Origin of the sequence: Sphingomonas palmae (assembly GCF_900109565.1) — a bacterium.
Lineage (GTDB): Bacteria > Pseudomonadota > Alphaproteobacteria > Sphingomonadales > Sphingomonadaceae > Sphingomonas > Sphingomonas palmae.
This window is the reverse complement of the sequence record NZ_FNZZ01000005.1, coordinates 95,722-117,595: the sequence shown is the minus strand read 5'-3', so window position 1 is coordinate 117,595 and position 21,874 is coordinate 95,722. Positions and strand designations below refer to the sequence as shown.

General features: G+C 66.6%; 19 protein-coding genes and 1 tRNA gene. 10 read left to right on the top strand and 10 right to left on the bottom strand.

All coding sequences use genetic code 11. The annotated features are described in order from the left end of the window. Nucleotides 1-13 precede the first annotated feature (13 nt). The 5 genes from BMW51_RS12895 to BMW51_RS12875 are packed head-to-tail and all read right to left on the bottom strand — an operon-like array spanning nucleotide 14 to nucleotide 4,931. Nucleotides 14-493, bottom strand: coding sequence for a (2Fe-2S)-binding protein (locus BMW51_RS12895; protein WP_093007080.1), 480 nt, complete (start codon nucleotides 491-493; stop codon nucleotides 14-16). Nucleotide 494: 1 nt separating this feature from the next. Further along, entirely contained in the window at nucleotides 495-2,798 is a 2,304-nt protein-coding gene (locus tag BMW51_RS12890; protein WP_218139392.1) for a xanthine dehydrogenase family protein molybdopterin-binding subunit, read from the bottom strand. After that, the gene (locus BMW51_RS12885; RefSeq protein ID WP_093007078.1) at nucleotides 2,795-3,664 is read right to left on the bottom strand and encodes an FAD binding domain-containing protein; all 870 of its coding nucleotides are present in this window, start codon (nucleotides 3,662-3,664) and stop codon (nucleotides 2,795-2,797) included. Before BMW51_RS12885 ends, BMW51_RS12890 begins: the two co-directional genes overlap by 4 nt. Then, nucleotides 3,664-4,125 (bottom strand): SRPBCC family protein, encoded by a 462-nt coding sequence (locus BMW51_RS12880; protein ID WP_177171671.1) that lies wholly within the window; start codon nucleotides 4,123-4,125, stop codon nucleotides 3,664-3,666. The genes BMW51_RS12885 and BMW51_RS12880 overlap by 1 nt, the downstream gene beginning before the upstream one ends. Then, on the bottom strand, nucleotides 4,122-4,931 hold the full coding sequence (locus BMW51_RS12875; RefSeq protein ID WP_093007074.1) for an alpha/beta fold hydrolase: 810 nt from the start codon (nucleotides 4,929-4,931) through the stop codon (nucleotides 4,122-4,124). Before BMW51_RS12875 ends, BMW51_RS12880 begins: the two co-directional genes overlap by 4 nt. 173 nt (nucleotides 4,932-5,104) lie before the next feature. Between BMW51_RS12875 and BMW51_RS12870 the strand changes: the two genes are divergently transcribed. From BMW51_RS12870 to BMW51_RS12845, 6 genes are all read left to right on the top strand, one after another. Next, nucleotides 5,105-5,992, top strand: a complete 888-nt coding sequence (locus BMW51_RS12870) for a LysR substrate-binding domain-containing protein (RefSeq protein WP_177171670.1) — start codon at nucleotides 5,105-5,107, stop codon at nucleotides 5,990-5,992. Between the two features lie 179 nt (nucleotides 5,993-6,171). After that, nucleotides 6,172-7,425 carry an AIPR family protein gene (locus BMW51_RS12865; RefSeq protein ID WP_093007070.1) on the top strand — a complete coding sequence of 418 codons (1,254 nt, stop codon included), beginning with the start codon at nucleotides 6,172-6,174 and terminating at the stop codon, nucleotides 7,423-7,425. Between the two features lie 184 nt (nucleotides 7,426-7,609). Next, nucleotides 7,610-9,478 (top strand): ATP-binding protein, encoded by a 1,869-nt coding sequence (locus BMW51_RS12860; RefSeq protein WP_218139391.1) that lies wholly within the window; start codon nucleotides 7,610-7,612, stop codon nucleotides 9,476-9,478. 219 nt (nucleotides 9,479-9,697) lie between these two features. After that, entirely contained in the window at nucleotides 9,698-10,159 is a 462-nt protein-coding gene (locus tag BMW51_RS12855; protein WP_093007068.1) for an RNA polymerase sigma factor, read from the top strand. Between the two features lie 119 nt (nucleotides 10,160-10,278). Continuing rightward, nucleotides 10,279-10,905, top strand: coding sequence for a Cap15 family cyclic dinucleotide receptor domain-containing protein (locus BMW51_RS12850; protein WP_093007066.1), 627 nt, complete (start codon nucleotides 10,279-10,281; stop codon nucleotides 10,903-10,905). 1 nt (nucleotide 10,906) lies between these two features. After that, on the top strand, nucleotides 10,907-12,007 hold the full coding sequence (locus tag BMW51_RS12845; protein WP_093007064.1) for a nucleotidyltransferase family protein: 1,101 nt from the start codon (nucleotides 10,907-10,909) through the stop codon (nucleotides 12,005-12,007). Between the two features lie 77 nt (nucleotides 12,008-12,084). Here BMW51_RS12845 and BMW51_RS12840 read toward each other — a convergent pair whose 3' ends face one another. Both BMW51_RS12840 and BMW51_RS12835 read right to left on the bottom strand, forming a co-directional pair. Then, nucleotides 12,085-12,582, bottom strand: coding sequence for a hypothetical protein (locus BMW51_RS12840; protein WP_093007062.1), 498 nt, complete (start codon nucleotides 12,580-12,582; stop codon nucleotides 12,085-12,087). Between the two features lie 162 nt (nucleotides 12,583-12,744). Next, a tRNA-Thr gene (locus tag BMW51_RS12835) sits at nucleotides 12,745-12,819 on the bottom strand. A gap of 104 nt (nucleotides 12,820-12,923) precedes the next feature. Between BMW51_RS12835 and BMW51_RS16135 the strand changes: the two genes are divergently transcribed. After that, entirely contained in the window at nucleotides 12,924-13,067 is a 144-nt protein-coding gene (locus tag BMW51_RS16135) for a hypothetical protein (RefSeq protein WP_177171668.1), read from the top strand. Nucleotides 13,068-13,083: 16 nt separating this feature from the next. Here BMW51_RS16135 and BMW51_RS12830 read toward each other — a convergent pair whose 3' ends face one another. Continuing rightward, nucleotides 13,084-14,883 carry an aminopeptidase P family protein gene (locus BMW51_RS12830; RefSeq protein WP_093007060.1) on the bottom strand — a complete coding sequence of 600 codons (1,800 nt, stop codon included), beginning with the start codon at nucleotides 14,881-14,883 and terminating at the stop codon, nucleotides 13,084-13,086. 184 nt (nucleotides 14,884-15,067) lie between these two features. Here BMW51_RS12830 and BMW51_RS12825 point away from each other — a divergent pair, with 184 nt between their 5' ends. The 3 genes from BMW51_RS12825 to ppc all read left to right on the top strand — a co-directional run bounded on the left by BMW51_RS12825 (nucleotide 15,068) and on the right by ppc (nucleotide 18,848). Further along, nucleotides 15,068-15,634 carry an HNH endonuclease gene (locus BMW51_RS12825; RefSeq protein WP_093007058.1) on the top strand — a complete coding sequence of 189 codons (567 nt, stop codon included), beginning with the start codon at nucleotides 15,068-15,070 and terminating at the stop codon, nucleotides 15,632-15,634. Between the two features lie 43 nt (nucleotides 15,635-15,677). Beyond that, the gene (locus tag BMW51_RS15900) at nucleotides 15,678-16,112 is read left to right on the top strand and encodes a hypothetical protein (protein ID WP_218139390.1); all 435 of its coding nucleotides are present in this window, start codon (nucleotides 15,678-15,680) and stop codon (nucleotides 16,110-16,112) included. 69 nt (nucleotides 16,113-16,181) lie between these two features. Continuing rightward, nucleotides 16,182-18,848 (top strand): phosphoenolpyruvate carboxylase, encoded by a 2,667-nt coding sequence (gene ppc / locus BMW51_RS12815; RefSeq protein ID WP_093007055.1) that lies wholly within the window; start codon nucleotides 16,182-16,184, stop codon nucleotides 18,846-18,848. An 81-nt stretch (nucleotides 18,849-18,929) separates the two neighbouring features. Here ppc and BMW51_RS16375 read toward each other — a convergent pair whose 3' ends face one another. Together BMW51_RS16375 and pepN are read right to left on the bottom strand one after the other, a co-directional pair. Next, a complete protein-coding gene (locus tag BMW51_RS16375; protein ID WP_281243250.1) occupies nucleotides 18,930-19,055 on the bottom strand; it encodes a hypothetical protein in 126 nt (41 codons plus the stop codon). Between the two features lie 112 nt (nucleotides 19,056-19,167). After that, the gene (gene pepN / locus BMW51_RS12810) at nucleotides 19,168-21,780 is read right to left on the bottom strand and encodes an aminopeptidase N (protein ID WP_093007287.1); all 2,613 of its coding nucleotides are present in this window, start codon (nucleotides 21,778-21,780) and stop codon (nucleotides 19,168-19,170) included. Nucleotides 21,781-21,874 lie beyond the last annotated feature (94 nt).

The window sequence follows — 21,874 nt, the reverse complement described above, 5'->3', positions numbered from 1 at the left end:
CGCTTACTTGTTCTCAGACTTGCGCGTGTGCGCTTCGCTTCTCCGCAGCCGCCCGCACGGCGGCGATGATCTCCGGGTAGGCGGCGCACCGGCACAGGTTGCCCGCTAGGTGATCCTTGATCTGCTCGTCGGTTGGGGCTTCGACCCTCGCCAGAAGGTCGCTCGCCATCATCACAAAGCCGGGCGTGCAGAAGCCGCACTGGAAGGCGCCCGCATCGATGAAGGCCTGCTGCACGATGTCGAGGACGCCCTCGCGCTCGAGACCTTCGACGGTTTCGACCTCCGCGCCGTCCAGCTTGAGCCCGAGCGTCAGGCAGCCCGACACGGGCACGCCGTCGACCTTGATCGTGCAGCAGCCGCACAGGCCTTGACCGCAGCTCTCCCGCGCACCGAAGAGGTTGCGCCGGCGCAGCACGTCGACGGCGTCCTCATGCGCCCCCACGTCCATGGACACAGGGCGTCCGTTCAGGTTGAAGCTGATGTGCTGTCTCATGTCAGTCCTCGAGTGGGTCGCCGGCGGCCGCGCGGATCGCACGCAGCACCTTCTCGGGCGTGAGCGGGAGTTCGGTGAGCCGCACGCCGACGGCATCCTCAATGGCGCCCGCGATCGAGGGCGAGACCCCGAACGTCGCACTCTCGCCAACCCCCTTCGCGCCGAACGGGCCCCCGCTCTGCACCGCGTCGACGATGTACTCGTCCATGAGCGGCGGGATGTCGTGGATGCCCGGGATCTTGTAGTCGGCGAAGGAGGCGTTGGTTACCTGCCCCGCGTCGAAGTGCATTTCCTCGCTCATGGTGAAGCCGAACTGCATGATCGCCGCGCCGGAGATCTGGGCCTCCACGATCTTTGGGTTCAGCGGCGTGCCGCAGTCGACCGCATTGACCATACGCGTCACGTGCACGTGGCCCGTCTCCGTATCGACCTCGAGCTCCACCCCGGTCGCGCCTATCATCCAGTAGGGGGTGACCTTCGGTGACTGCCCATCCTCGTCCGGTGACCTGTACTCAGGGATGTAGCTGCCGGTGCCGGTTACGGTGCCGGCCTGCATGCCATAGCGCTTCCGGAACACCTCGGCCGGAGCGTAGCTGTCCTGGGCCGGCATTCCGGCCTCCTCCGCAAGCCGCGCCAACCGTTCGCGCGCGTCCTCCGCCGCGCGCTTCACCGCGTTGCCGGTGTGGAACGTGGAGCGGGAGCCAAGCGTCGCCATGTCGTAGGGGGTGGTGTCGGTGTCCGGATGGACCACGGTGACCTCCTCAGTCGGGATCCCGAGCGTCTCCGCGACGATCTGCGCCATCGCCGTGTCCGATCCCTGGCCCATGTCCACGGTGGAGATGGAGAGCGAGGCGCTGCCGTCCGCGGCCACCGTCACGATGGCGACCGAGGTCGTAGGCGCGATCGACGCCTTGAAGCCGATGGCGATCGCCCGCCCGCGTCGCACCGGGCCGCTGCCCCGATCGAACGGCTTTGCCCACTCCAACCGCTCGACGACCGTCTCGAGCACCTCGTGGATGGCCGCGCTCTCCATGATCGTCCCGGTCGCCTGCGGACGCCCGTTGCGGAGCAGGTTGCGGCGGCGGAACTCGACCGGATCCTGTCCGAGCTCGCGCGCGATGATATCCGCCTGGCTCTCGTAGGCCCAGACGAGCTGGGGGATGCCGAAGCCGCGTAGCGCCCCCGCTGGCGGACGGTTTGTGTAGAGCGCGTAGCTGTCGATCGACACGTTCTCGATGTCGTACGGTCCCGGCGCGGTGAAGCCCGACTTCTGGGTCACGCGCGGCCCGATGTCGGCATATGCCCCACCGTTCCAGTAGACCTCGCAGCGCCGCGCAGTGATGCGCCCATCCGCATCCACGCCCGTCTTGATGCGGAAGGTGCTGGCGTGCTTGGTGATCGTGTAGAACTGCTCCTCCATCGTCAGCGACAGCTTGACCGGAGCACGCGCGATGAGCGCCGCGCAGGCGACGAGGGCCTCGAGCTTGATGTAGAGCTTGGCGCCAAAGCCGCCGCCGAGATGTGGCACCATCACGCGGACCCGGTTCTCGGGCCAGCCGAGCAGGCGCGCGATCTCCATCCGCACGAAGCTGGGGCTCTGGGATGCGGTATGGATCGTCAGCCGGTCGTGGTCGGGGACCGCCAGCGACACCATCGGCTCGAGCGGCACGTGCATGACCGGCTGCGATCGGAATTCGTGCTCGAAGACGTGCGCTGCGGCGGAGAACGCGGCATCGCAGTCACCGCGACGAAGCTGGTAGTCCAAGGCGACGTTGGTGTCGCGCTTGCCGTGCAAGTGCTTCAGGTCGGGAAAGGTGCCGGCGGGCTTTAGGACGTCGTGGACCACCACCGGCGAGGTCACCGCCTCGACCTCGTCGTATACCGGCTCCAGCTCCTCGTAGTCCGCCACGATCATCTGCACAGCGTCGGCGGCTGCGAACGGATCCTCGGCAAGGACCACTGCCACCGGCTCCCCGACATATCGCACCTTGTCGAGGGCGAGGACCGGCTGATCGTGGAAGGCAGGTCCATAGTAGGGATGCGGGAACATCGCCCTGATGTCCTCCCCGGTGAGGACATAGTGCACGCCCGGAGCGTCAAGCGCCTCGGAGGTGTCGATCGACAGGATGCGTCCATGCGGCACGGTGGAACGGAACACCTTGGCGTGCAGCATGCCCGGCACGCTAAGGTTGTGAACGTAGTCCGCGCGACCGGTGACCTTGCGACGTGACTCGAGGCGCGGCACGTCCCGGCCAACCTCGGGCTGGTTCTTCCCTTCGTTGCGGTTCATCGTCTCGACGCTCACGATCCGCTTCCCTCCTCCAGGATCTGTGATAGGGCGCGGCGTACCTCCACGCCGACGAGAACCCTCTTGTACGAGGCTGAGCCCTGCGCATCGTCGATGGTCTCGACGAGCTCGGCGGCGGTTCTGCCTGCCCGAGTGAACAGGGCGGCGTTGCTCGGCTGACCCGCGAGCAGATTCTCGACAGCCTCAAGCCTCGTCAGCTTCTCGGTGGCCGCAGACACGATCACCCTGGACTCGACTATGAGACCGGCCTCTCGCCGCAGCGAAATCGCCACCCCGACGGTCGGCCAGTCGTGGTGCGTCCTGACGGTGGTCTTGCGGTAGACGCTATCCCAGCCGGTCTGGGTCGGCAGTTCCACGGCAGTGATGATCTCACCCGGATCGAGGACCGTCTCGTAATAGCCGGCGAACAGCTGCTCGACGGCTATCCGCCGTTCGCCATCCGCCTTGCGTGCGACCACCAGCCCGCGCAGGCAGGCGAGGATGGGCGGCAGATCCATGTGGGGATCGCCATGGGCGAGACATCCGCCGACGCGAGCCACGTTGCGGACGCGGACATTGGCAAGACGCGGCAAGGCCTGACCAAGCACGGGGGCCTCACTCGCGAGATGCGGATCGAACTGGAGGGACGCGAGCGTTGCCAGCGCACCAATGCTGGTGCCGCCATCCTCCAGCCGCCGAATGGATGCGTGTTCCTCCTCGACGCCGGTGAGGTCCACCAGCACCGAAGGCTCGAACACGCCGGACTTCATCATCAGCATGAGCGCCGTGCCGCCGGACCAGGGTCGCACCGAGGGGTCGTCCGTGTCCAGCATGGCCAGCGCGTCCTCGAGCGAGGTCGGCCTCCTGAGTTCGAAATCGAGCATCAGGAGGCATGCTCCGCCGCGAAGGCCGCATTCACGTTCTTGACGAAGCCGCGCTCCATCTCCTTCGCCTTGGACTTGAGGACGGGCTGCCCGAGACTGCCGAGCTTGCCGGCGAGCGCGACGTCCATCTCGTAGGTCACGAGCGTCTCTCGACCTTCGTCGGCTTCACCCAGGTGCGCCTCGGCAGTGGCGGTGAGCCTCCCGACGACTCCTTTGGGGGTGCCCTCGACCCTGGCTACCACCTTCTCCGGCGCCACTCGCTCGACGAGGGCCACCGCGACGGCGAAGCGAAACTTGATGTAGGCGATCCTGGTCTCGAGCGTGGCGGTGTAGTGCTCGCCGTCGATCTCGGTGAGTTCGCTGATCCCCTCCAGGCAGGAGGAGAAGAAATGAGGGTCGTTGAGGCGTTCGAAGACCTCGGCCCGAGGTGCGGGGATCGTGAATTCTCCAGTGAACTTCACGCGACGTCTCCTTGCGCGAGCGCGAGGAGGCGCGATGCGACGACCTCGGGGCACTCGATGGGTGTGAGATGGCGGGCGCCGGAAATGACCTCGAGCGTGGAGCCGGGGATGCCCGTATGCATCACTTCGGCCATCGCCGGAGGGGTCGCATAGTCCTCCTCCCCGACCAGGATCGTGGTCGGCACGTGGATGGTGGAAAGCCCGCTCGTGAGGTCAACCGCTCCGAGCATACGGCAGGTATCTTCGAACGCGCCGACATCATTGGCGCGGAACACCTCGACGCATGCCTCCACGACATCGGGGTGTTGCGCCCGGAAGTCGTCGCTGAACCAGCGCGTCTGCTGGAACGAGGTGAGGGAGGCGAGTCCCTCGCTGGCGGCCTTACTGGCTCGCTCCGCCCAGTCCGCTGGCGCAGTGGCGCCATAAGTGGCGGTAGTGTCGAAGAGCCCGAGCGCGGTGACGCGTTTAGAGTGGCGGATGGCGAACGCGAGGGTCACGCAACCGCCCATGGACGCTCCGGCGACAACGGCGTCGGGCCAGCCGGCCGCGTCGAGCACCGCGTTCAAGTCGTCCGCGAACTGCTCGACGGAGTACGGACCCGCCGGTTTATCCGATCGGCCGTGCCCGCGACAATCCCAGGTCAGAACCGTTATTTCGTCGTCGCGCAACCGATCCAAGACGGGTCGCCAGAACTCACCGGTCATCCCCAGCGAATGGGTCAAGACGATGTGCGCAGGTCCGCGACCGTGCCGCGTGTAGAACAGTTTCGTGCCGTCTGCGGCGACGGCCGTACCTTCCTCGAACATCCCTCTCTCCGACGGCGCGGCGCGCTGGGCGTCACCTTGTCAGAAGGATTTGCCGGTCGGGTACGTGTCCCACAAACGAAAGGATTTCAGCGGGTCATTAGAGTTCTTCATGAGCTATTGAAGCCCGCTGTCACCCGGGACTACGCTGGCATATGCAGAGCCGACTTCCATCCATGGCGGGGCTGCGGGCCTTCGAGGCGGCCGCTCGTCACCTCAGCTTCACGCGTGCAGCGATCGAGTTGAACCTGACGCAGAGCGCGATCAGCCACCAGATCCGCAACTTGGAGGAGCTGATCGGAGCACGCTTCTTCCACCGCGTCGGTAACGACATCCGCTTGACGGAGGCTGGCATTGAGTATCTCGGCCCGGCGCGCTCGGCGATCACCGAGCTGCAGGTCGCGGCCGACCGCGCGATAGGCCGCCGTCAGCGTGACGTTCTGACGATCGCTTGCCTGGGCACGTTTGCCATCAAGTGCCTGCTGCCCGCCCTAGGCGACTTCATGCGGAGCAATCCCGCGATCCGGCTGAAGGTCAGGACGCTGATGCCTTATGCGCAGGTGCGACCGGACGATTACGACGTCTCGATCCAGTACGGCATGGACGCCGACTGGCCGGGCTTCGCGGCCCACCGGATCACGAACGAGGAGATCTTCCCCGTCTGCAGCCCCAGCCTTCTCGCAGGACCGACGGCGCTCCTGAGGCCTTCCGATCTGCGACACCACTTCATCATCAGGACGACCTCGCCGCTGGTCCTTCGCGACGACTGGCCGCTCTGGCAGCGCAAGGCGGGAGTGGACGATCTCACCTTTGCCGGGGAGATCGTGTGCGACCTGCTCTATCCGTCGTACCAGACCGCGATCGAGGGTCTCGGGGTCGCACTCGGACGTAGCGCGGTGGTGCGCAACGACATCGCGGCCGGGCGCCTGGTGGAGCCATTCTCGATCCGGATGCCGTCGCCGCTCGGCTACCATGTCGTCTATCCGCAGCAGCACGCCAACCTCGTCAAGGTGCAGCGTTTCGTGGATTGGGCCTGTGGGAATTTGGCGACGATGCTAAAGTAAATTGTAAAGGCTATGCGGTTGTCGGCGCCAACGTCTTGTCGGTAATCCTGAAACCGCTTGACTCCGCGTACATGCGTACTCACGTTGGACCCCGCACAACCTGATTCTCGCAAGAGCGGGCGTCACGAGGTGGTGCATGACGGTAGCGGGGACCACCTTCTGCCTTGGAGTGATGAAAAATGACTGACCAGAACGCGCTCGAGTTGCGTCTTCCGACGGACCAGTTCCGCTCAATGCCCATCCCGGGCCAGAGCCTCGGCGACAAGCCCACCAAGCTCTACAACTGCTTCGTGAAGGTCGAGGACCTTCCACCGGCGCTGGCCGACTGGATGGCGGTGAACCCCCGCATGCCGCAGCGGCGCGGCGATGCGCGGAAGGTGACGGGCAAGGTGGCCCAGCGCATCATGAACACGTTGCGCGACGACCCCGCGCTGTTCGTCCTCAAGAACCAGGGCATCTACCTGCTGGTGGACCATGCCGAGCACGTGAAGGAGCCTGGTGGCGAAGGCTTCCTCGTCATGCGCCTGACCGACAAGACAAAGCACGGCGTGGTCAACGGCGGCCACACGCTGCACGCATCCCTGCAGGTGGTGGAGGACGGTGAGCTTGGGGAGGCCGCCACGCCGTACGTGCGCCTGCACATCATGGAGGCGGTCAATCCCGACCGCATCGTCGATCTGGCGGAGGGTCTGAACCGTTCGCTGCAGGTGAAGGACGCCTCCCTCGCCAATCTCGAAGGCGAGTTCGAGGCGATCAAGGAGGCCATGGCCGGCAAGCAGGGTGCCGACCGCATCAGCTACACCATGGGTGACGAGGGCGACATCGACATCCAGGACGTGCTGGCCCGCATGGCAGCGCTAAATCTTCAACTCTACCCCGACGAGGCCAAGTCCCCGAACGTAGTCTTCGGCCAGCCCACGAAGATCCTCGCCGACTTCCAGGCTGACGCCGACGCGGCCGCCAAGGGCGAGTTCTCGGCGTACCGGCTCATGACGCCGCATCTCCACGAGATCCTCTCGCTGTACGATCGTGTCGCGGCGGAGGCGTCGAAGCATACGCAGAAGGAACCACGGCTCGGCCTCCTGGGCAAGGAGCGGGGCAAGAACAAGCAGGCGAAGAACCCCAAGCCCGCACCCTTCGCGGAGGGGGTGAGCATCGAGCGTCGGTTCTTCGTCGGACTGATCTACCCGATCTTCGCGGCCTTCCGCGCCAACATCGACCAGAAGGCGTGGTCGGACGGCGAGTTCAAGTGGATCATGCCCCCGGAGCAGTTGCTGGCGGAGTCGATCAACGACCTGTGCGACGTGGTGCGCGCGGCCTACAACGACCTCAACCAGGACCCGGCGCAGGTGGGCAAGAAGCCGTCCGCCTACAGGTCGTGCTACCAAGTCGTGCTGTTGCGTCTGCTTCGGGCGGGTAAGCTCGCCGGCTGACCTTTCCGGCCGGGGCGTGGCTGATGCCACGCCCCGGCCTATCTGATCATGGTCAACCCGGTCAGGCCCAAGCGGCGATGGCTTTTTGGGTCCTTCTTCCTGCTTGACCGACATGATCTACGAGCGCCGGTTTGGCCGCTCCTCCCCAGACGCAATAGCGCGTCGACAACCATGGGAAACGAACATGCTCGAAGATGACGTGAACATCGTGGCTCGATCGGACGATGCGGCGCACGACTGGGGCGCCGATGCTCCGAAGGGGGGACGCACCGTCCTTCAGCGCATCCTGAAGGAGGGCACGAAGGTGCCGCTGTTCCTCGGGCAGACGTTGGTCAACTCGCTGCGCGACGTCGGCTATAACGACACCGTCTCCGCCGTGTGCGAGCACGTCGACAACTCGCTCCAGTGGGACGCCACCGAGGTGCGCGTCTACTTCGCGGAGGAGAAGCAGCGCGGCGCAACGCGCGTCGACGTCCTGGTTCTCGACAACGGCCGCGGCATGGCTCCCCATGTCCTCCAGGTCGCCACGTCGTTCGGCGGCTCGATGGTGTATGAGAATCGCAAGAGCATCGGGCGCTACGGCGTCGGGATGAAGGCGGCGGCGCTCAGCATGAGCCCGATGATGGAGCTCTACTCCTGGCAAGAGCCGGGTGCGTTCTACCGCATGGTCCTCGACGTCCAGGAGATCAGCAACAGTCGTTCCAACCTGATCGAGCTGCCAGAGCCGCAGTTCATGAACACGCTGCCGTCGAACATCGCCCGCATCCTCACTCGGCCGATGAACTACCCGAAGAATCCAAGTGACACCCAGGCGTTGTTCACGTCGGCTGAGGATGACCTGCTCGAGCGGCTGGGACCCTCTGGCACCATGGTCTTCATGCCCAATTGCGACAGGCTTACCTACAAGAACGCCAAGACGCTCGTGGACCACGCCGTGAAGGACATGGCGCGGGTCTACCGCCGCTACATCGAGAAGGGCGTCAAGCTCTACGTCAACAATCGCAGGGTGGAAGCATCCGACCCGACCTACTGGATGACGACGGCTCGGCACGCGAAGGTGGAGGGGCTGAAGGAGAAGCGCAGCCGGCTAATCCGTCCGTGGCCTCGCATCGAGATCCCCATCGCGGAGGGTAGTGAGACGAAGGCGCCCGTCTCGGTGCGGCTTTACCGCCTGCCCATCGAGGAATGGTCCGAACTTCCCGAAGGCGTGATCAAGTCGGGCCTTCAGATCTATGACGACTATCAGGTCTCCTTCATGCGGGCCGACCGCGAGGTCTATGCGGGGCCCAACTCCAAGCTGAAGATGCCCGCGCATGGCGACACCAAGTGGATGCGGCTCCAGGTCGATTTCCCGGCCGAGCTCGACGAGGCGTTCGGGGTCGCGATGAACAAGCAGGGCGTGCGGCCGAAGGGCTACGTCCTCGATATCATCCGGAAGGAGATCGAGGACGAGGTTCGGGCCACGCGCAAGAGCATCGCGGAATCACGCGCCGCGAAGGTCAAGGAGGACGCGGACAGCCCGGCGAGTCAGGCTGAGAAGCGAGCCAACGCGACGGACGGCTTGCAGGGCAAGCAGCTGCCCACGCCGGCGCCGGAAACGGCGGAGGAGCGGCAGATGCTCGACGAGAATCTGCGCGGGCTGGCGGTGACGTTGAAGCGCGATGGTGAGACGGACGAGCAGGCGTTCGAGCGCATCAGGGGCTCGACCTACGTGACCATCTTCCGTCACGATCCCTACTGGCCGTTCTACCACGTCGAGTACAAGTTCGGGCGGGTCATTCTGACGATCAACACGGCGCACCCGTTCTACACCCGCTTCTACCAGCCTCTCGTCGACTTCGCGACCGCACCTGCCACCGATGGCGCCGAGGACACGGGCGAGCAGCCCGGCGACGCGACGGACCTGGTAGTCTCGCTCCAGCTTATGCTGCTGAGCCTTGCGCGTACTCAGAGCCAGATGATGGCGAGTGGAGGCGAGGATCGGCGGATGCTCTTCGACACGTTCGGCCGCGAGTGGTCGAACAACATGAAGGTGCAGCTAGGAGGAGAGTGAGGATCGCGCAGGCCGCCCCCCGGCGGCCTGCGCATTTTCCCTGGGACCAAATCCCGTTCTGGGGCATATAGAAGGTCGAGAGGCAGTCGAGCTTCCGCACGACGACACCTCCCGCTCCCTTGGCAACAGCGCCTTGGGCCCGGGACGTCTGCGGGAATGAGGGGTCTCTCGATCGATCCGCCGGGACAACCACCCCGGCATAGAGACGGAGAAGACATAATGACGCAGGCACCAGCCTACGTCTGGGAGGCGTATCGCCGCGCCCAGACGATTTCCGGCCGTACGGCCGTCAGCAACGCCACATGGGCCGCCGACGAGGCGGGCGACGCGATCCTCGACATGGTCGAGCGAAGCGCGGTCCCGGCGTCCGCCGCCGCGCTGGAAGCGCAGGTCGGCAACCTCCTCGTGAACCGCGCCGGCAAGCACCGTCGCCGTGCTGCGATCAAGGTCGTTCACTACGATCCCCTCCACGCCCGCGCGAACACGCCCTCGTTCTTCGATGCCGTCGCGGCGCGTAGCCGCCTGCGCGAACTCGAGGCTGCGTCCCGTCCGGCCGACTGGTCGCTGCTCGTCCGCGTCGGCATGGGCGGCGGGATGGCGGAGATCGCGATCGCCCTCGGCTCCACCGAGACCGCGGTGAAGAAGCGGGTCGCCCGGGCGCGCGAGCGCATCGCGGCCTGAACCGCCCCGCGCGGCGACGCGCGCGGTCCCGCCGCATTCTGGCCAGGACCATGCGCGCTGTCGCGCCTCACCCGAACTCCGCCGCCGGGAACGTACCCGGCGGCCATGGGAGAGCCGCAATGGCAATCGACCACGAATACTCGGTCATCGACCATCCCCGCGCCGTGATCGGCCGTTGGCTTGGCACCGCCGCCGGCGCCATCGCCGCGATCGTCACCATGGTGGCGCCGATCATCACCGGCTGGTTCGACCAGCTGCATGCCAAGGTGGGCACGCCCCAGTGGGTGGTGGCGCCGGTGGCCGCCGGCGTCGTCTTCACCCTGGTGCACCTCGCATTCGACAAGCTCGTCTGGCGCTGGCCCTTGGTGAAGGCGCTGCTCCGCATCCCTGACCTGAACGGCGTGTGGGAGGTGACCGGCAGGACGATGAACCCCGTCGAGGGTGCACCGTCCGACTGGAGGGGCGAGCTTCGCGTCGTGCAGACCTGGGAGAAGATCTGGGTCCAGCTGAAAACGGAACAGTCCTGCTCGTCCAGCAAGGCCGCGTCCCTTCTCCGGCAGCCGGGCGCCGGCTGCGTGCTGATGTACAGCTACCGGAACGAGCCCCGGATCGGTGAGGCGATCACGCCTCACGTCGGCTACGCCGAACTCACCTTCGACGAGGGCCTGACCTTGGCCGACGGCGAATACTTCAACAGCAAGGGCCGCACGACCTTCGGCCGCATGACTCTCGCCAGGAGGAAGTGACATGAGCATCGACTACGCATCGAGCCTCTCGCGCCTGCGTAACCGCCGCCTCGGCGCGGATCGCGCCGGCATCGCGCTTGCCCAGGCGCTCCCCGTGGTGGAGCGCTATCAGAAGCGCGCCAGTTCGGAGGCCACCAGGTACACGCTCGGTGCCATGCAGGAGGTGGATCCCGACTATACCGCCAAGAGCAACGAGGAGGCGGAGCGGGTGATCGCCGCTCTTCGCTCGAGCCTGACCGCCGCGGATCGCTACGCGGAGTTCCGCCAGCAGGGCTCCGTTCCCGCCAACACGCACATACGCGGCGCAAGCGACGTGGATCTGCTCGTCCTCGGTGGCGTGCACACCTACGATCCGGGGGGCGTGCGCGCCCGGGCCGGCCTGTATCTCCCGTGGAACGGATCCATCGTTCAGGAGATCGACGACCTGCGCTGTGAGTGCGAGGACATCCTGAAGCGGCGATACTGGGCGGCGACGATCGACACCACCAAGCCGAAGTCGATCCGCATGAGCGAGGGATCCCTCACCCGCGACGTGGACGTCGTCCCGGCACACTGGTCGGACAACGTGACGTATCAGGCGTCCCTGCTGGAGCGCGACCGGGGCGTGTGCATCCTCGACAGATCCGTTCCGACCACCACCATGAACCTGCCGTTCCTCCACATCGACAGGCTGAACGTCGGGGATCTCCCCGCGCTCGGAGGCTTGAAGATGTCGATCCGCCTGCTGAAGAACCTCAAGGCGGACAGCAGCCGCACCATCGGGCTGTCCAGCTACGACATGGCGGGGCTGATGTGGAACTGCGATGCGCGGCTGATCCGGTACCACGCGGGTCGCGAGCTCTCCGTGCTGCTCGGCACCGACCAGTGGTTGGAGTGGCTGGTCACGAACCCCGCCGAGGCGGGCAGGCTGATGACGCCGGACGGCATCCGGCGGGTGCTGGACGAGGGCGAGAAGTTCAAGGCGCTGACGGTGCTCGCAGGCGAGGTGTCGGCGCTGCGCGAAGCGGTGGCGGCGGAATGGATGCCCATCCTCAAGTCGGAACGCGGCGGCTTTGCGGCCGACCGGCGCGCGCTGCTCGAAGACGTGACGATCCCGGGCTGATCACAGCGCCGGGTGGTTCGTACAGTCACCCGGCGACTGGCCGATGCCCTGAAGGACGGTTGCGGTCCGCGGACGCCTCAACCGGCTTCGTTGATATTGACCGACACGGATTGCCGACCCGATGCGATCGCGCGGGCACAGTCTTCCAACAGGCGCCCCTTCAGGCCATGCAGGTCGGGGTACTTCGAGACGATCGCATCGTAAGCCTTCTTCGGCAGCTTGTGCCCTGAAGGGAACCCATGGCGGGCTTTACCCGTCGTATCCCAGGCCGCGATCTCCACGTCCCCGCTGTATAGATGAAGATCGCCTCGCGGAACCTGTCCAGCACCCGTGCTGGCTGACCTGGGCGGATCGTAGCGGAAGCTGTACTGACCGGTGAGCTTCACGGTGCGGTTGCCTACCGCCTCGTTCAGGAAGATGCCGGCGCGGGACAGGGAGGGCTCTTCCGACCAAACGAAGATGCGTAGCTCGTCCGCATCTTTCTCGACGGCCTCGTTGAGCACGCTGGACCCACGCTCATCCAGCGTTCCTGGCCAATCCTCTCCGAGCAGTTCGATCTCGACTCGCTTCACCATCGTCCTCTCTCCTGGGCGGCTACACGGATGATGAGCGCCATTCGTCCCGCTTACCGCTCCGCTGGCCGTGCGGCGGGTCGCACCTTGGTGGATGAGACGTGATGCCCCGGTGCTGTCCGGGCTCAACGCAGCCCCATCAGGGGCAGCTAAGTCATTGAAAAATGGTGCTGCCGGTGAGGATTGAACTCACGACCTCAGCCTTACCAAGGATGCGCTCTACCACTGAGCTACGGCAGCACTCGCGCCAAGTCGGCGACGGGAGGGCGCCTAAGAGCGGTTCGGCGCGCGATTGTCAAGGCGTGATCGGCGCTTTAGCGCGATTGCATGACCCGGCCTGCTTCATGACGAAACCCGACGATCGCGCCGCCCGACTGGCGGAACAGCTGCGCGCCAACCTGCGTCGCCGCAAGGCGCAGGCGCGCGCCGGACGTGAGGAGGCGGACGCGTCTGCCATCCCAACCGAGCCGCGCCACACGCCCGAATAGCGGCAGCGCGGACAGCTTACGCGGCGATCGGGGCGCATTTCTCCACCAGCCACGCCCGATCCTCCGCCGGTAGAATGGGCCCAAGCGTGTCAGCCACTCGCGCGTGATAGGCGTCGAGCCAGGCACGTTCCTCGATCGACAATAGCGCCGCATCGATCAGGTCGCGCTCGATCGGCGCCAGCGTCAGCGTCTCGAACGCGAGCATCGTCGCCTCGCCACCGGGCAGGTCGCGCTCGACCACCAGCAGCAGATTCTCGATGCGAATGCCGTACTCGCCCGCCTTGTAATAACCGGGTTCGTTCGAGAGGATCATGCCGGCGCGTAGCGGCTCCTGCGGACCGCCGCCGGGATAGCTGGGCTTGGCGATCCGCGCCGGACCCTCGTGCACCGCCAGGAAACTGCCGACGCCGTGCCCGGTGCCGTGTGCGAAATCCAGCCCCGCCGCCCAGAGCGGCAGGCGCGCGAGCGCGTCGAGCTGCTGGCCGCTGGTGCCCGGCGGGAAGGTCGCGGTGGCGAGCGCGATATGACCTTTCAACACCCGGGTGTAGCGATCGCGCATCTCCGCGGTCGGCGCGCCCACGGGAACAACGCGGGTCACGTCGGTGGTGCCGTCGACATACTGGCCACCTGAATCAATCAGGTAGAGCTGCCCCGGCTCAATGCGGAGGTTCGACTCCTCCGTCACGTGATAATGCGGAATTGCCCCGTGCGGGCCGGTCGCCGAGATGGCGTCGAACGACAGATCGCGCAGCTGGCCGCCTTCCTCGCGGAACTGCTGCAACCGTGCGGCGGCGGACAATTCGGTCTGCTCACCCCCCGGTGCCTCGGCTGCGATCCAGCGCAGAAAGCGCGTCAGCGCGGCGCCGTCGCGCAGGCTAGCGGCACGGTGGCCGGCGATTTCGGCCGCGTTCTTGGTCGCTTTCGGGATGATCGTCGGATCGCGGAGCGGCACCGCAGTGCCGCCGCCCGCCTCGACCGCGTCGAAGATCGCCGACACTGCGAGTGCGGGATCGATCGCGACGCGCTTGCCGGCGAAACGCCCGAGCGCGGGCGCGAAATCGGTACGATCGTGGACGCGCACGGCATTACCCAGATGCTGGTGAACCGCGTCGGTCATCTTCTCAGGCGCGACGAACAGATCCGCGGTGCCGTCCGCGCCGACAATCGTGTAGGCGAGCGCGACGGGCGTACGCGACACGTCCTCGCCCCTCACATTGAGCAGCCAGGCGGTCGAATCGAGCGCGGGGATCACCACCGCGTCGGCACCGACCTCTCCGAGCCAGTCGGCAACGCGCGCGCGCTTCGCGGCCGAGCTCTCTCCAGCATGGTCATCGGTGTGGACGCTCAGCGGCGCGAGCGAAGGCGCCGGGCGATCGTCCCACACCGCATCGATCGGATTGGATTCAACCGCGACGAGCGTCGCGCTCTTGGCGGACAGCGCCGCGCGGGTCTGCTCGACCCAGGCGCGGGTGTGGAGCCACGGATCGTAGCCGACGCGCGCACCTTCGCCGACGTTTGCGGCAAACCAATCGGCGACATTGTTCTCCGGCACTGCGACATATTGCCAGTCGTCGCCCGATACCTGCTCGCGCACCTGGATCGTGTAGCGCCCGTCGGTGAAGATCGCCGCTTTGTCCGGCAGCACGGCCGCGGTGCCCGCCGACCCACCGAACCCCGTCAGCCAGCCGAGCCGCTGCGCGTATGCGCCGACATATTCGCTCATATATTCGTCGGTCAGCGGCACGACGAAACCGGTGAGGCTTTGATGGGCGAGTTCGTCGCGCAGAGCGCGGAGGCGGGTAGAGTGGGTCGACATGGATATTCACCGGATGCTGCGGGTTGATGAGGAACCATGTGCCAGAGCAAGCCGTGTCGCGCCAACCCGGCAGCGTCGAACGGGCGTGAAACCGCCGGGGTTGACCGCGTGAAAGCGCCTCTGTCATCATGCCGTCATCCCCGCTCGCCAAGGCGGGCACGAGCGATGACTAGGGGGATCTGACGTGTTCCATCCCGATCTGATGCGCCATCCGGACTCCTGCCCGACGCTGGTGCTGAACGCCGATTATACGCCGCTGTCCTATTACCCCTTGAGCATCTGGCCGTGGCAGACCGCGATCAAGGCGGTGTTCCTCGACCGCGTCGACATCGTCGCGCACTACGAGCGCGAGGTGCACAGCCCCAACCACACGATTAAGCTGCCCTCGGTCATCGCATTGAAGCAGTTCGTCCGGCCATCGCAATTCCCCGCCTTCACGCGTTTCAACCTGTTCCTGCGCGACAAGTTCAAGTGTCAATATTGCGGTCACGGACGTGACCTGACGTTCGATCACGTGATCCCGCGCGCGCAAGGCGGTCGCACGACGTGGGAGAATGTCGTCACCGCCTGCTCGCCCTGCAACCTGAAGAAGGGCGGGCGCACGCCCAAGCAGGCGCACATGCCGCTGTTCCTGGAGCCGATCCGCCCGACCAGCTGGCAGTTGCAGGAGCATGGCCGGCGCTTTCCCCCCAATTATCTGCACGCGACGTGGCGCGATTGGCTGTACTGGGACGTTGAGCTCGAGGCCTGATGCTTTCTGGCCGGGCTTTCGAGGTCGATCAAAAGGGGACGTGATGCGGTTGTTGCTGGTTGGCGGGTGCGCGCTCGCGCTGGTGGCCTGTTCGGGCAAGTCGGCGGACGAGAAGGCGATGCAGAACGCCGAACTCGCGAACTACACGCCGCCCTTCGTCATGTCGCGGCTCGACTTCGGCGGCGTGATCGAGCGACGCTTCCGCCGGCTCGACGCCAACAATGACGACAAGCTGGAACCGAGCGAAATTTCGCCGCGTCGCCGCGACTTCGCGATGCAGTTCGACACGAACAAGGATGGTGTCATCAGCACGGATGAGTGGAGCCGCGGGATGCTCGCCTGGTTCGACCGGCAGGACCTGAACCACGACGGCACCGTCACCAGCGACGAGCGCGAGCGCGCGCGCGAGCTGCACGACGCCGACCTGCCCACGCCCGATGACGAGCCCGCGAACAATAGCACGGCCGCGGCGCGCTAAAGCCGGGGTTCGCGCCTGCTAGGTCGAACACCGGTTGACCGCGTCGGTGGTGCGACGCAGCATGGCGGCATGACCCTGCCTCCGATCACCAACAACCCCGACGTACGCTACCTCGGCCGCGTGCTGGGCGACGTTATCCGCGCCTACGGGGGTGAGAAATTGTACGAGCGGACCGAGGCGATCCGCTCCGCCTCGGTCGAGCGGCATCGCGGCGGCGACGCGTCGCCCGACGCTGAACTCGGCGCGCTCGACCTCGACGAGACGCTCGACTTTGTGCGCGGGTTCATGCTGTTCTCGATGCTCGCCAATCTTGCCGAGGATCGGCAGGGTTTCGCCGCCGAGAAGGGTGCCGACATGGCGGCCGCGCTGGAACGGCTGACGGGCGAGGGGATCGACCGCGACGCGGTGATCGCGCTGCTCGACCACGCGCTCGTCGCACCCGTGCTGACCGCGCACCCGACCGAAGTGCGGCGCAAAAGCATGATCGACCACCGCAACCGGATCGCGCAACTGATGGCGATGCGCGACCGTGGCGCCGAGGTGACACCCGAGGGCGATCTGGTTGACGAGGCGATCGTGCGGCAGGTCGCATTGCTGTGGCAGACGCGCGTGCTCAGGCGCGAACGGCTATACGTGGTCGACGAAGTCGAAACCGCGCTCAGTTACCTGCGCGACGTGTTCCTGCCGGTCATCCCCGCGCTCTATCAGCGCTGGGACCGCGCGCTCGGGCAGCGCGTGCCGTCGTTCCTGCGTCCGGGCAGCTGGATCGGCGGCGACCGCGACGGCAATCCGTTCGTCACCGCCGACTCGCTTCGCACCGCGCTCGCGCGCGCGTCGGAGGCGGTGCTCGGCTTCTACCTCGAGCAGCTCCACGCGATGGGGCAGGAGCTGTCGATCTCGACCAATCACGCCGCGGTCGACGGCGAGGTTGCGCGACTGGCCGAGGCGAGCGGCGACGTGGCCGAGAGCCGCAGCGACGAGCCGTACCGCCGCGCACTGTCGGGCATCTACGCGCGCACCGCAGCAACCTTTGCCAAGCTGGTCGGCAAGCCTGCGCCCAGGCCGGGCGCGCTCAAGGGCGAACCTTATGGCGATCCGGCTGCGCTGCGCGCCGATCTGGTCGCGATCGCGCGACCGCTGGCGCACGGCGGTGACGGACTGCTCGGCAGCGGCGGCGCGATCGGGCGGCTGATCCGCGCGGTCGACGTGTTCGGCTTCCACCTGGCGACCCTCGACCTGCGGCAGAACAGCGCGGTGCACGAGCGCGTCGTGGTCGAGATGATGCGCGTCGCTGGCGTGTGCGACGATTACGCAGGCTTGGGTGAGGATGAGCGCGTCGCGCTGCTCCGGCGCGAACTCGCCAGCCCGCGCCCGCTCACCTCGCGCTTCGCCGATTATTCGGAGGAGACCGCGGGCGAGCTCGCGATCGTGCAGGCCGCAGCGGACGCGCACCGCGCCTACGGATCGGCGTGCATCCGCCAGTATATCGTGTCGATGTGCACGTCGGTCAGCGACCTGCTCGAGGTTCACCTACTGCTCAAGGAGGTCGGGCTCTACCGTCCGGGCGATCCGGCCAGCGCCGACGTAATGGCAGTGCCGCTGTTCGAGACGATCGGCGACCTGGAGGCCGCGCCGGCAGTGATGACCGACTGGTTCGCGATCCCCGAGGTCGCCGCCATCGCCGGCGCGCGCGGGCATCAGGAGGTCATGATCGGCTATTCCGATAGCAACAAGGACGGCGGGTATCTCACCTCGACGTGGCAATTGTCGAAGGCGTCGACTGCGCTCAAGCCCGTGTTTGAGGCGGCGGGCGTCGGCATGCAGCTGTTCCACGGCCGCGGTGGTGCGGTCGGACGCGGCGGCGGATCGTCGTTCGCCGCGATCCGCGCCCAGCCGCCGGGCACCGTGCAGGGCCGCATCCGCATCACCGAGCAGGGCGAGGTGATTGCGGGCAAGTACGGCACGCGCGAGAGCGCGATGACCAATCTCGAGGCGATGGCGTCGGCCACTCTGCTGACCAGCTTGGAGCCCGCGCCGCTGTCGAACAGCGAGAACGAGACGTTCGGCGCCGCGATGGACCGCATCTCCGACGCGGCGTTTCGCGCTTATCGCGGGCTGGTGTATGAGACCGACGGTTTCCGCACCTTCTTCCGTCAGATGACGCCGATTGCGGAAATTGCAGGGCTCAAGATCGGCAGCCGCCCGGCGAGCCGCAAGAAGTCCGACGCGATCGAGGACCTGCGCGCGATCCCCTGGGTGTTCAGCTGGGCGCAGGCGCGCGTCATGCTGCCGGGCTGGTACGGCGTTGGGCAGGCGCTCGGCCAGTTCGAGGATCGTGCGCTTCTGAAAGAAATGGCGGAGGCGTGGCCACTGTTCGGCGCGACGCTGGCCAACATGGAGATGGTGCTGGCTAAGTCCGACATGGCGCTTGCCCAGCGCTACGCCGGTCTGGTCGAGGACAATGCGTTGCGCGACCGCGTGTTCGGCCGCATCCGCGACGACTGGCACCTGACCCGCGACCAGTTGCTTGAGGTGACGAGCCAGTCTCGGCTGCTGGAGAAGCACCCGGCGCTGGACGCCTCGATCCGGTTGCGCCTGCCCTACATCGAGCCGCTCAACCTGCTCCAGATCGAGCTGATCAAGCGCAATCGTGCCGGCGAAGACGATGCGCGCGTGCGTGAGGGTATTCTGCTCTCGATCAACGCGATCGCGACCGCGCTGCGCAATTCGGGGTGAAGTTGGCCTATTCTCGGGTCAGCCCGGAGCGACGTGATCGGCGCGCCGCCGATGGGTCACGAACTTAACTGTTCACCGGCTTCACGCCAGCCCCAGGCCGAATGCCAGCGCCGCGCCGATGCCCAGCGTGCAGGCGGAAAGCAGCAAGGTCGCGCCGAACTCCAGCTCGCTCCAGGCGCGACACACCCGGTGGTCCCAGTGTTCCATCATCCTTCTCCTGGCGCGCTTCCCTAGTCGGTAATCGTCGCCAGTGCGGAAGGTTCTCCTAACGCCCGCGCGGGTCAAGACAGCCTTGCTGACGTGGACCGGCGCGCCGGCATCACCCCTCGAGGCTCTTCGATGCCTGCTCGAACAGGTCCTTCGACAGGCCCGGATGCGCGACGATGCGCTCCAGCTCGGCGCGCATCAGTGCGGCACGGGTCGGATCGAAGCGGCGCCAGCGGCCGAGCGGCGGCAGCAGCTTCGCCGCCGTCTGCGGATTGAGCGCGTCGAGTGCGATCAACTGGTCGGCGAGCCAGCGATAACCCGCCCCGCCCTCTGCATGGAAGGCGCGCTGGTTGACGCCGAACGCCCCGATCAGCGAGCGCGCGCGGTTGGGATTGGCGAGCGAGAAGTCGGGATGGCGCGCCAGTTCGGCGACCAGCTGGGGCGTGTCGTCGGCGGAGGACAGCGCCTGCGTCTGGAACCACTTGTCCAGCACCAGCGAATTGCCCTGGTACCGCTGGTAGAAGATGTCGAGCGCGGCGTCGCGCTCCTCCGAATGCGTGCCGACGAGCGTGGTGAGCGCGCCCTGGCGGTCGGTCATGTTGTCCGCGTCCGCGAACTGCGCGTAGGCGAGCTTCGCCGCGTCGGCCGCACCGGAGGCCGCGATATAGCCGAGTGCGACGTTGCGCAGCCGCCGCCGGCCCTTGTCCTCGGGCGTATGGGCGTAGGCGCGGCCGCTGCCCGCCTCGTACGCAGTACGCCAGCGCGCCTCCAATTCGCGCCCGAGATCGCGGCGCAGCGCCTCGCGCGCGTCGTGAATCGCATTGGGGTCGACCGTCGACATTTGGTCGCCGACGAAGCTCTCCGATGGCAGCAGCACCGCTTCCGCCACGAACGCGGGATCGAGCTCGGGGTTGTCGAGCGTGTCGGCGACTGCGGCGATCACCGCTTCGTGATCGGCCTTGCCCTCGATCGTCGCCGCGACCAGCGTGTCGAGCATCAGCTGCTGCATCGCCTCGTAGCGCGCGAACGGATCGTCGTCGTGGCGGGCGAGGAAAGCGAGGTCGGCGGCGGTGCGGTCGCTCTCGATCACGATCGGCGCGGAGAAGCCGCGATTGAGCGAGACGATCGGTCGCTCGGGAATTGTTTCGAACGTCACGCTCGCGCTCGCGTCCGACAGGATGACGAGCTGCTCGTCGGTGAGCGCTTCGCCCGTCTCCGCGCCGAACAGGCGGATCTTGAGCGGCAATACCTGCGGCTGCTTGTTCGACTGCCCCGGCGTGTCGGGTACCTTCTGCGCGAGGTTGAGCGTCGCGCGACCCGATCCGGGCTCGTGCTCGAGCGACACCGACACGCGCGGGGTGCCCGCCTGCGAGTACCACAGGCGGAACTGCGACAGGTCGACCCCGCCCGCTTCCTCCATGCAGGCGACGTAATCCTCGCACGTCGCCGCCGTGCCGTCGAAGCGCTCGAAGTAGAGGTCGGTTGCCGCGCGGAAGCGTTCCGGCCCCAGGATCGTCGCCATCATGCGGATCAGCTCCGCACCCTTGTTGTAGATCGTGGCAGTGTAGAAGTTCGAGATTTCAAGGTAACTTTCCGGGCGGACCGGATGTGCCAGCGGGCTCGCGTCCTCGGGAAACTGCCCGGCGCGCAGGCCGCGCACGTCTTCGATCCGCTTCACCGCCGCCGAACCCTGGTCGGCGGAGAAGCCCTGGTCACGGTAGACGGTGAAACCTTCCTTGAGGCTCAGCTGGAACCAGTCGCGGCAGGTGATGCGGTTGCCCGACCAGTTATGGAAATACTCGTGCGCGACGACCGCGGCGATCGCGTCGTAATCGTAATCGGTCGCGGTGTCCGGGTCGGCGAGGATGTAGCGGCTATTGAAGATGTTCAGCCCCTTGTTCTCCATCGCGCCGAAATTGAAATCGTCGACCGCGACGATGTTGAACACGTCGAGATCGTATTCGCGACCGTAGACGCGCTCGTCCCACGCCATCGACAGTTTGAGGGCGTGAAGCGCGTGATCGGTCTTCGGGAGGTCCGCCTCGCGCACCCAGATGCCGAGCTCGACCGTGCGGCCCGAGCGCGTGGTGAACGTACCGCGATTGACCGCCAGATCGCCCGCGACCAGCGCGAACAGGTAGGATGGCTTGGGAAAGGGATCGTGCCACTCGGCCCAGTGGGTGCCGTCGTCATTGTCGCCCTGCGCCACCGGATCGCCGTTGGCGAGCAGCACCGGAAAGCGCGCCTTATCGGCGGTCATTCGCACCGAATAGGTCGACAGCACGTCGGGGCGGTCGGGGAAGTAGGTGATCCGCCGGAAGCCTTCGGCCTCGCACTGCGTGCACAGATTGCCGCCGCTCGCGTACAATCCCATCAGCTGCGTGTTGCGCTCGGGCGCGATCTCGACCTCGGTCTCGATTACGTGCGCGTCGCCGGGGAGGGGAAGGACGAGCTGCTCGCCCTCGATGCGCCATTCGTTAACCGACACGCCGTCGACCGCGACCGATACGATCCGCTGCCCCGCACCGTCGAGCCGGAGCGGCAGGTCGTGCGCGCCCGATCGCTCGACCGACAGCCGCGCGCGCACGCGGGTCACCGCGGGATCGAGCGCGAAGTCGAGCGTGGTCGTCGGCACCGTCCAGGCGGGGGCGGTGTAATCCTCGCGCCGGATCACCGCCGGGGCGGACGGGGCAGGGGTCAAGGCGGCGTGCGTGGCGTCGAGCATGACGGTTCCTATCATCGGCGGACGCCAAGGTTCCATAGCCAAGCCATCGATGCCGCGATCTCCTTGACCTCCGGGCAGCGGGGTTGCGCGCTCG

Coding starts and splice junctions, on each gene's coding strand:
- BMW51_RS16135 (WP_177171668.1), top strand. CDS start 12,924: ATGACGAAACCCGACGATCGCGCCGCCCGACTGGCGGAACAGCTGCGC.
- pepN (WP_093007287.1), bottom strand. CDS start 21,780: ATGCTCGACGCCACGCACGCCGCCTTGACCCCTGCCCCGTCCGCCCCG.
- BMW51_RS12845 (WP_093007064.1), top strand. CDS start 10,907: ATGAGCATCGACTACGCATCGAGCCTCTCGCGCCTGCGTAACCGCCGC.
- BMW51_RS12855 (WP_093007068.1), top strand. CDS start 9,698: ATGACGCAGGCACCAGCCTACGTCTGGGAGGCGTATCGCCGCGCCCAG.
- BMW51_RS12850 (WP_093007066.1), top strand. CDS start 10,279: ATGGCAATCGACCACGAATACTCGGTCATCGACCATCCCCGCGCCGTG.
- BMW51_RS12885 (WP_093007078.1), bottom strand. CDS start 3,664: ATGCTCGATTTCGAACTCAGGAGGCCGACCTCGCTCGAGGACGCGCTG.
- BMW51_RS12870 (WP_177171670.1), top strand. CDS start 5,105: ATGGCGGGGCTGCGGGCCTTCGAGGCGGCCGCTCGTCACCTCAGCTTC.
- BMW51_RS12830 (WP_093007060.1), bottom strand. CDS start 14,883: ATGTCGACCCACTCTACCCGCCTCCGCGCTCTGCGCGACGAACTCGCC.
- BMW51_RS12840 (WP_093007062.1), bottom strand. CDS start 12,582: ATGGTGAAGCGAGTCGAGATCGAACTGCTCGGAGAGGATTGGCCAGGA.
- BMW51_RS16375 (WP_281243250.1), bottom strand. CDS start 19,055: ATGGAACACTGGGACCACCGGGTGTGTCGCGCCTGGAGCGAGCTGGAG.
- ppc (WP_093007055.1), top strand. CDS start 16,182: ATGACCCTGCCTCCGATCACCAACAACCCCGACGTACGCTACCTCGGC.
- BMW51_RS12865 (WP_093007070.1), top strand. CDS start 6,172: ATGACTGACCAGAACGCGCTCGAGTTGCGTCTTCCGACGGACCAGTTC.
- BMW51_RS12875 (WP_093007074.1), bottom strand. CDS start 4,931: ATGTTCGAGGAAGGTACGGCCGTCGCCGCAGACGGCACGAAACTGTTC.
- BMW51_RS12895 (WP_093007080.1), bottom strand. CDS start 493: ATGAGACAGCACATCAGCTTCAACCTGAACGGACGCCCTGTGTCCATG.
- BMW51_RS12860 (WP_218139391.1), top strand. CDS start 7,610: ATGCTCGAAGATGACGTGAACATCGTGGCTCGATCGGACGATGCGGCG.
- BMW51_RS15900 (WP_218139390.1), top strand. CDS start 15,678: ATGCGGTTGTTGCTGGTTGGCGGGTGCGCGCTCGCGCTGGTGGCCTGT.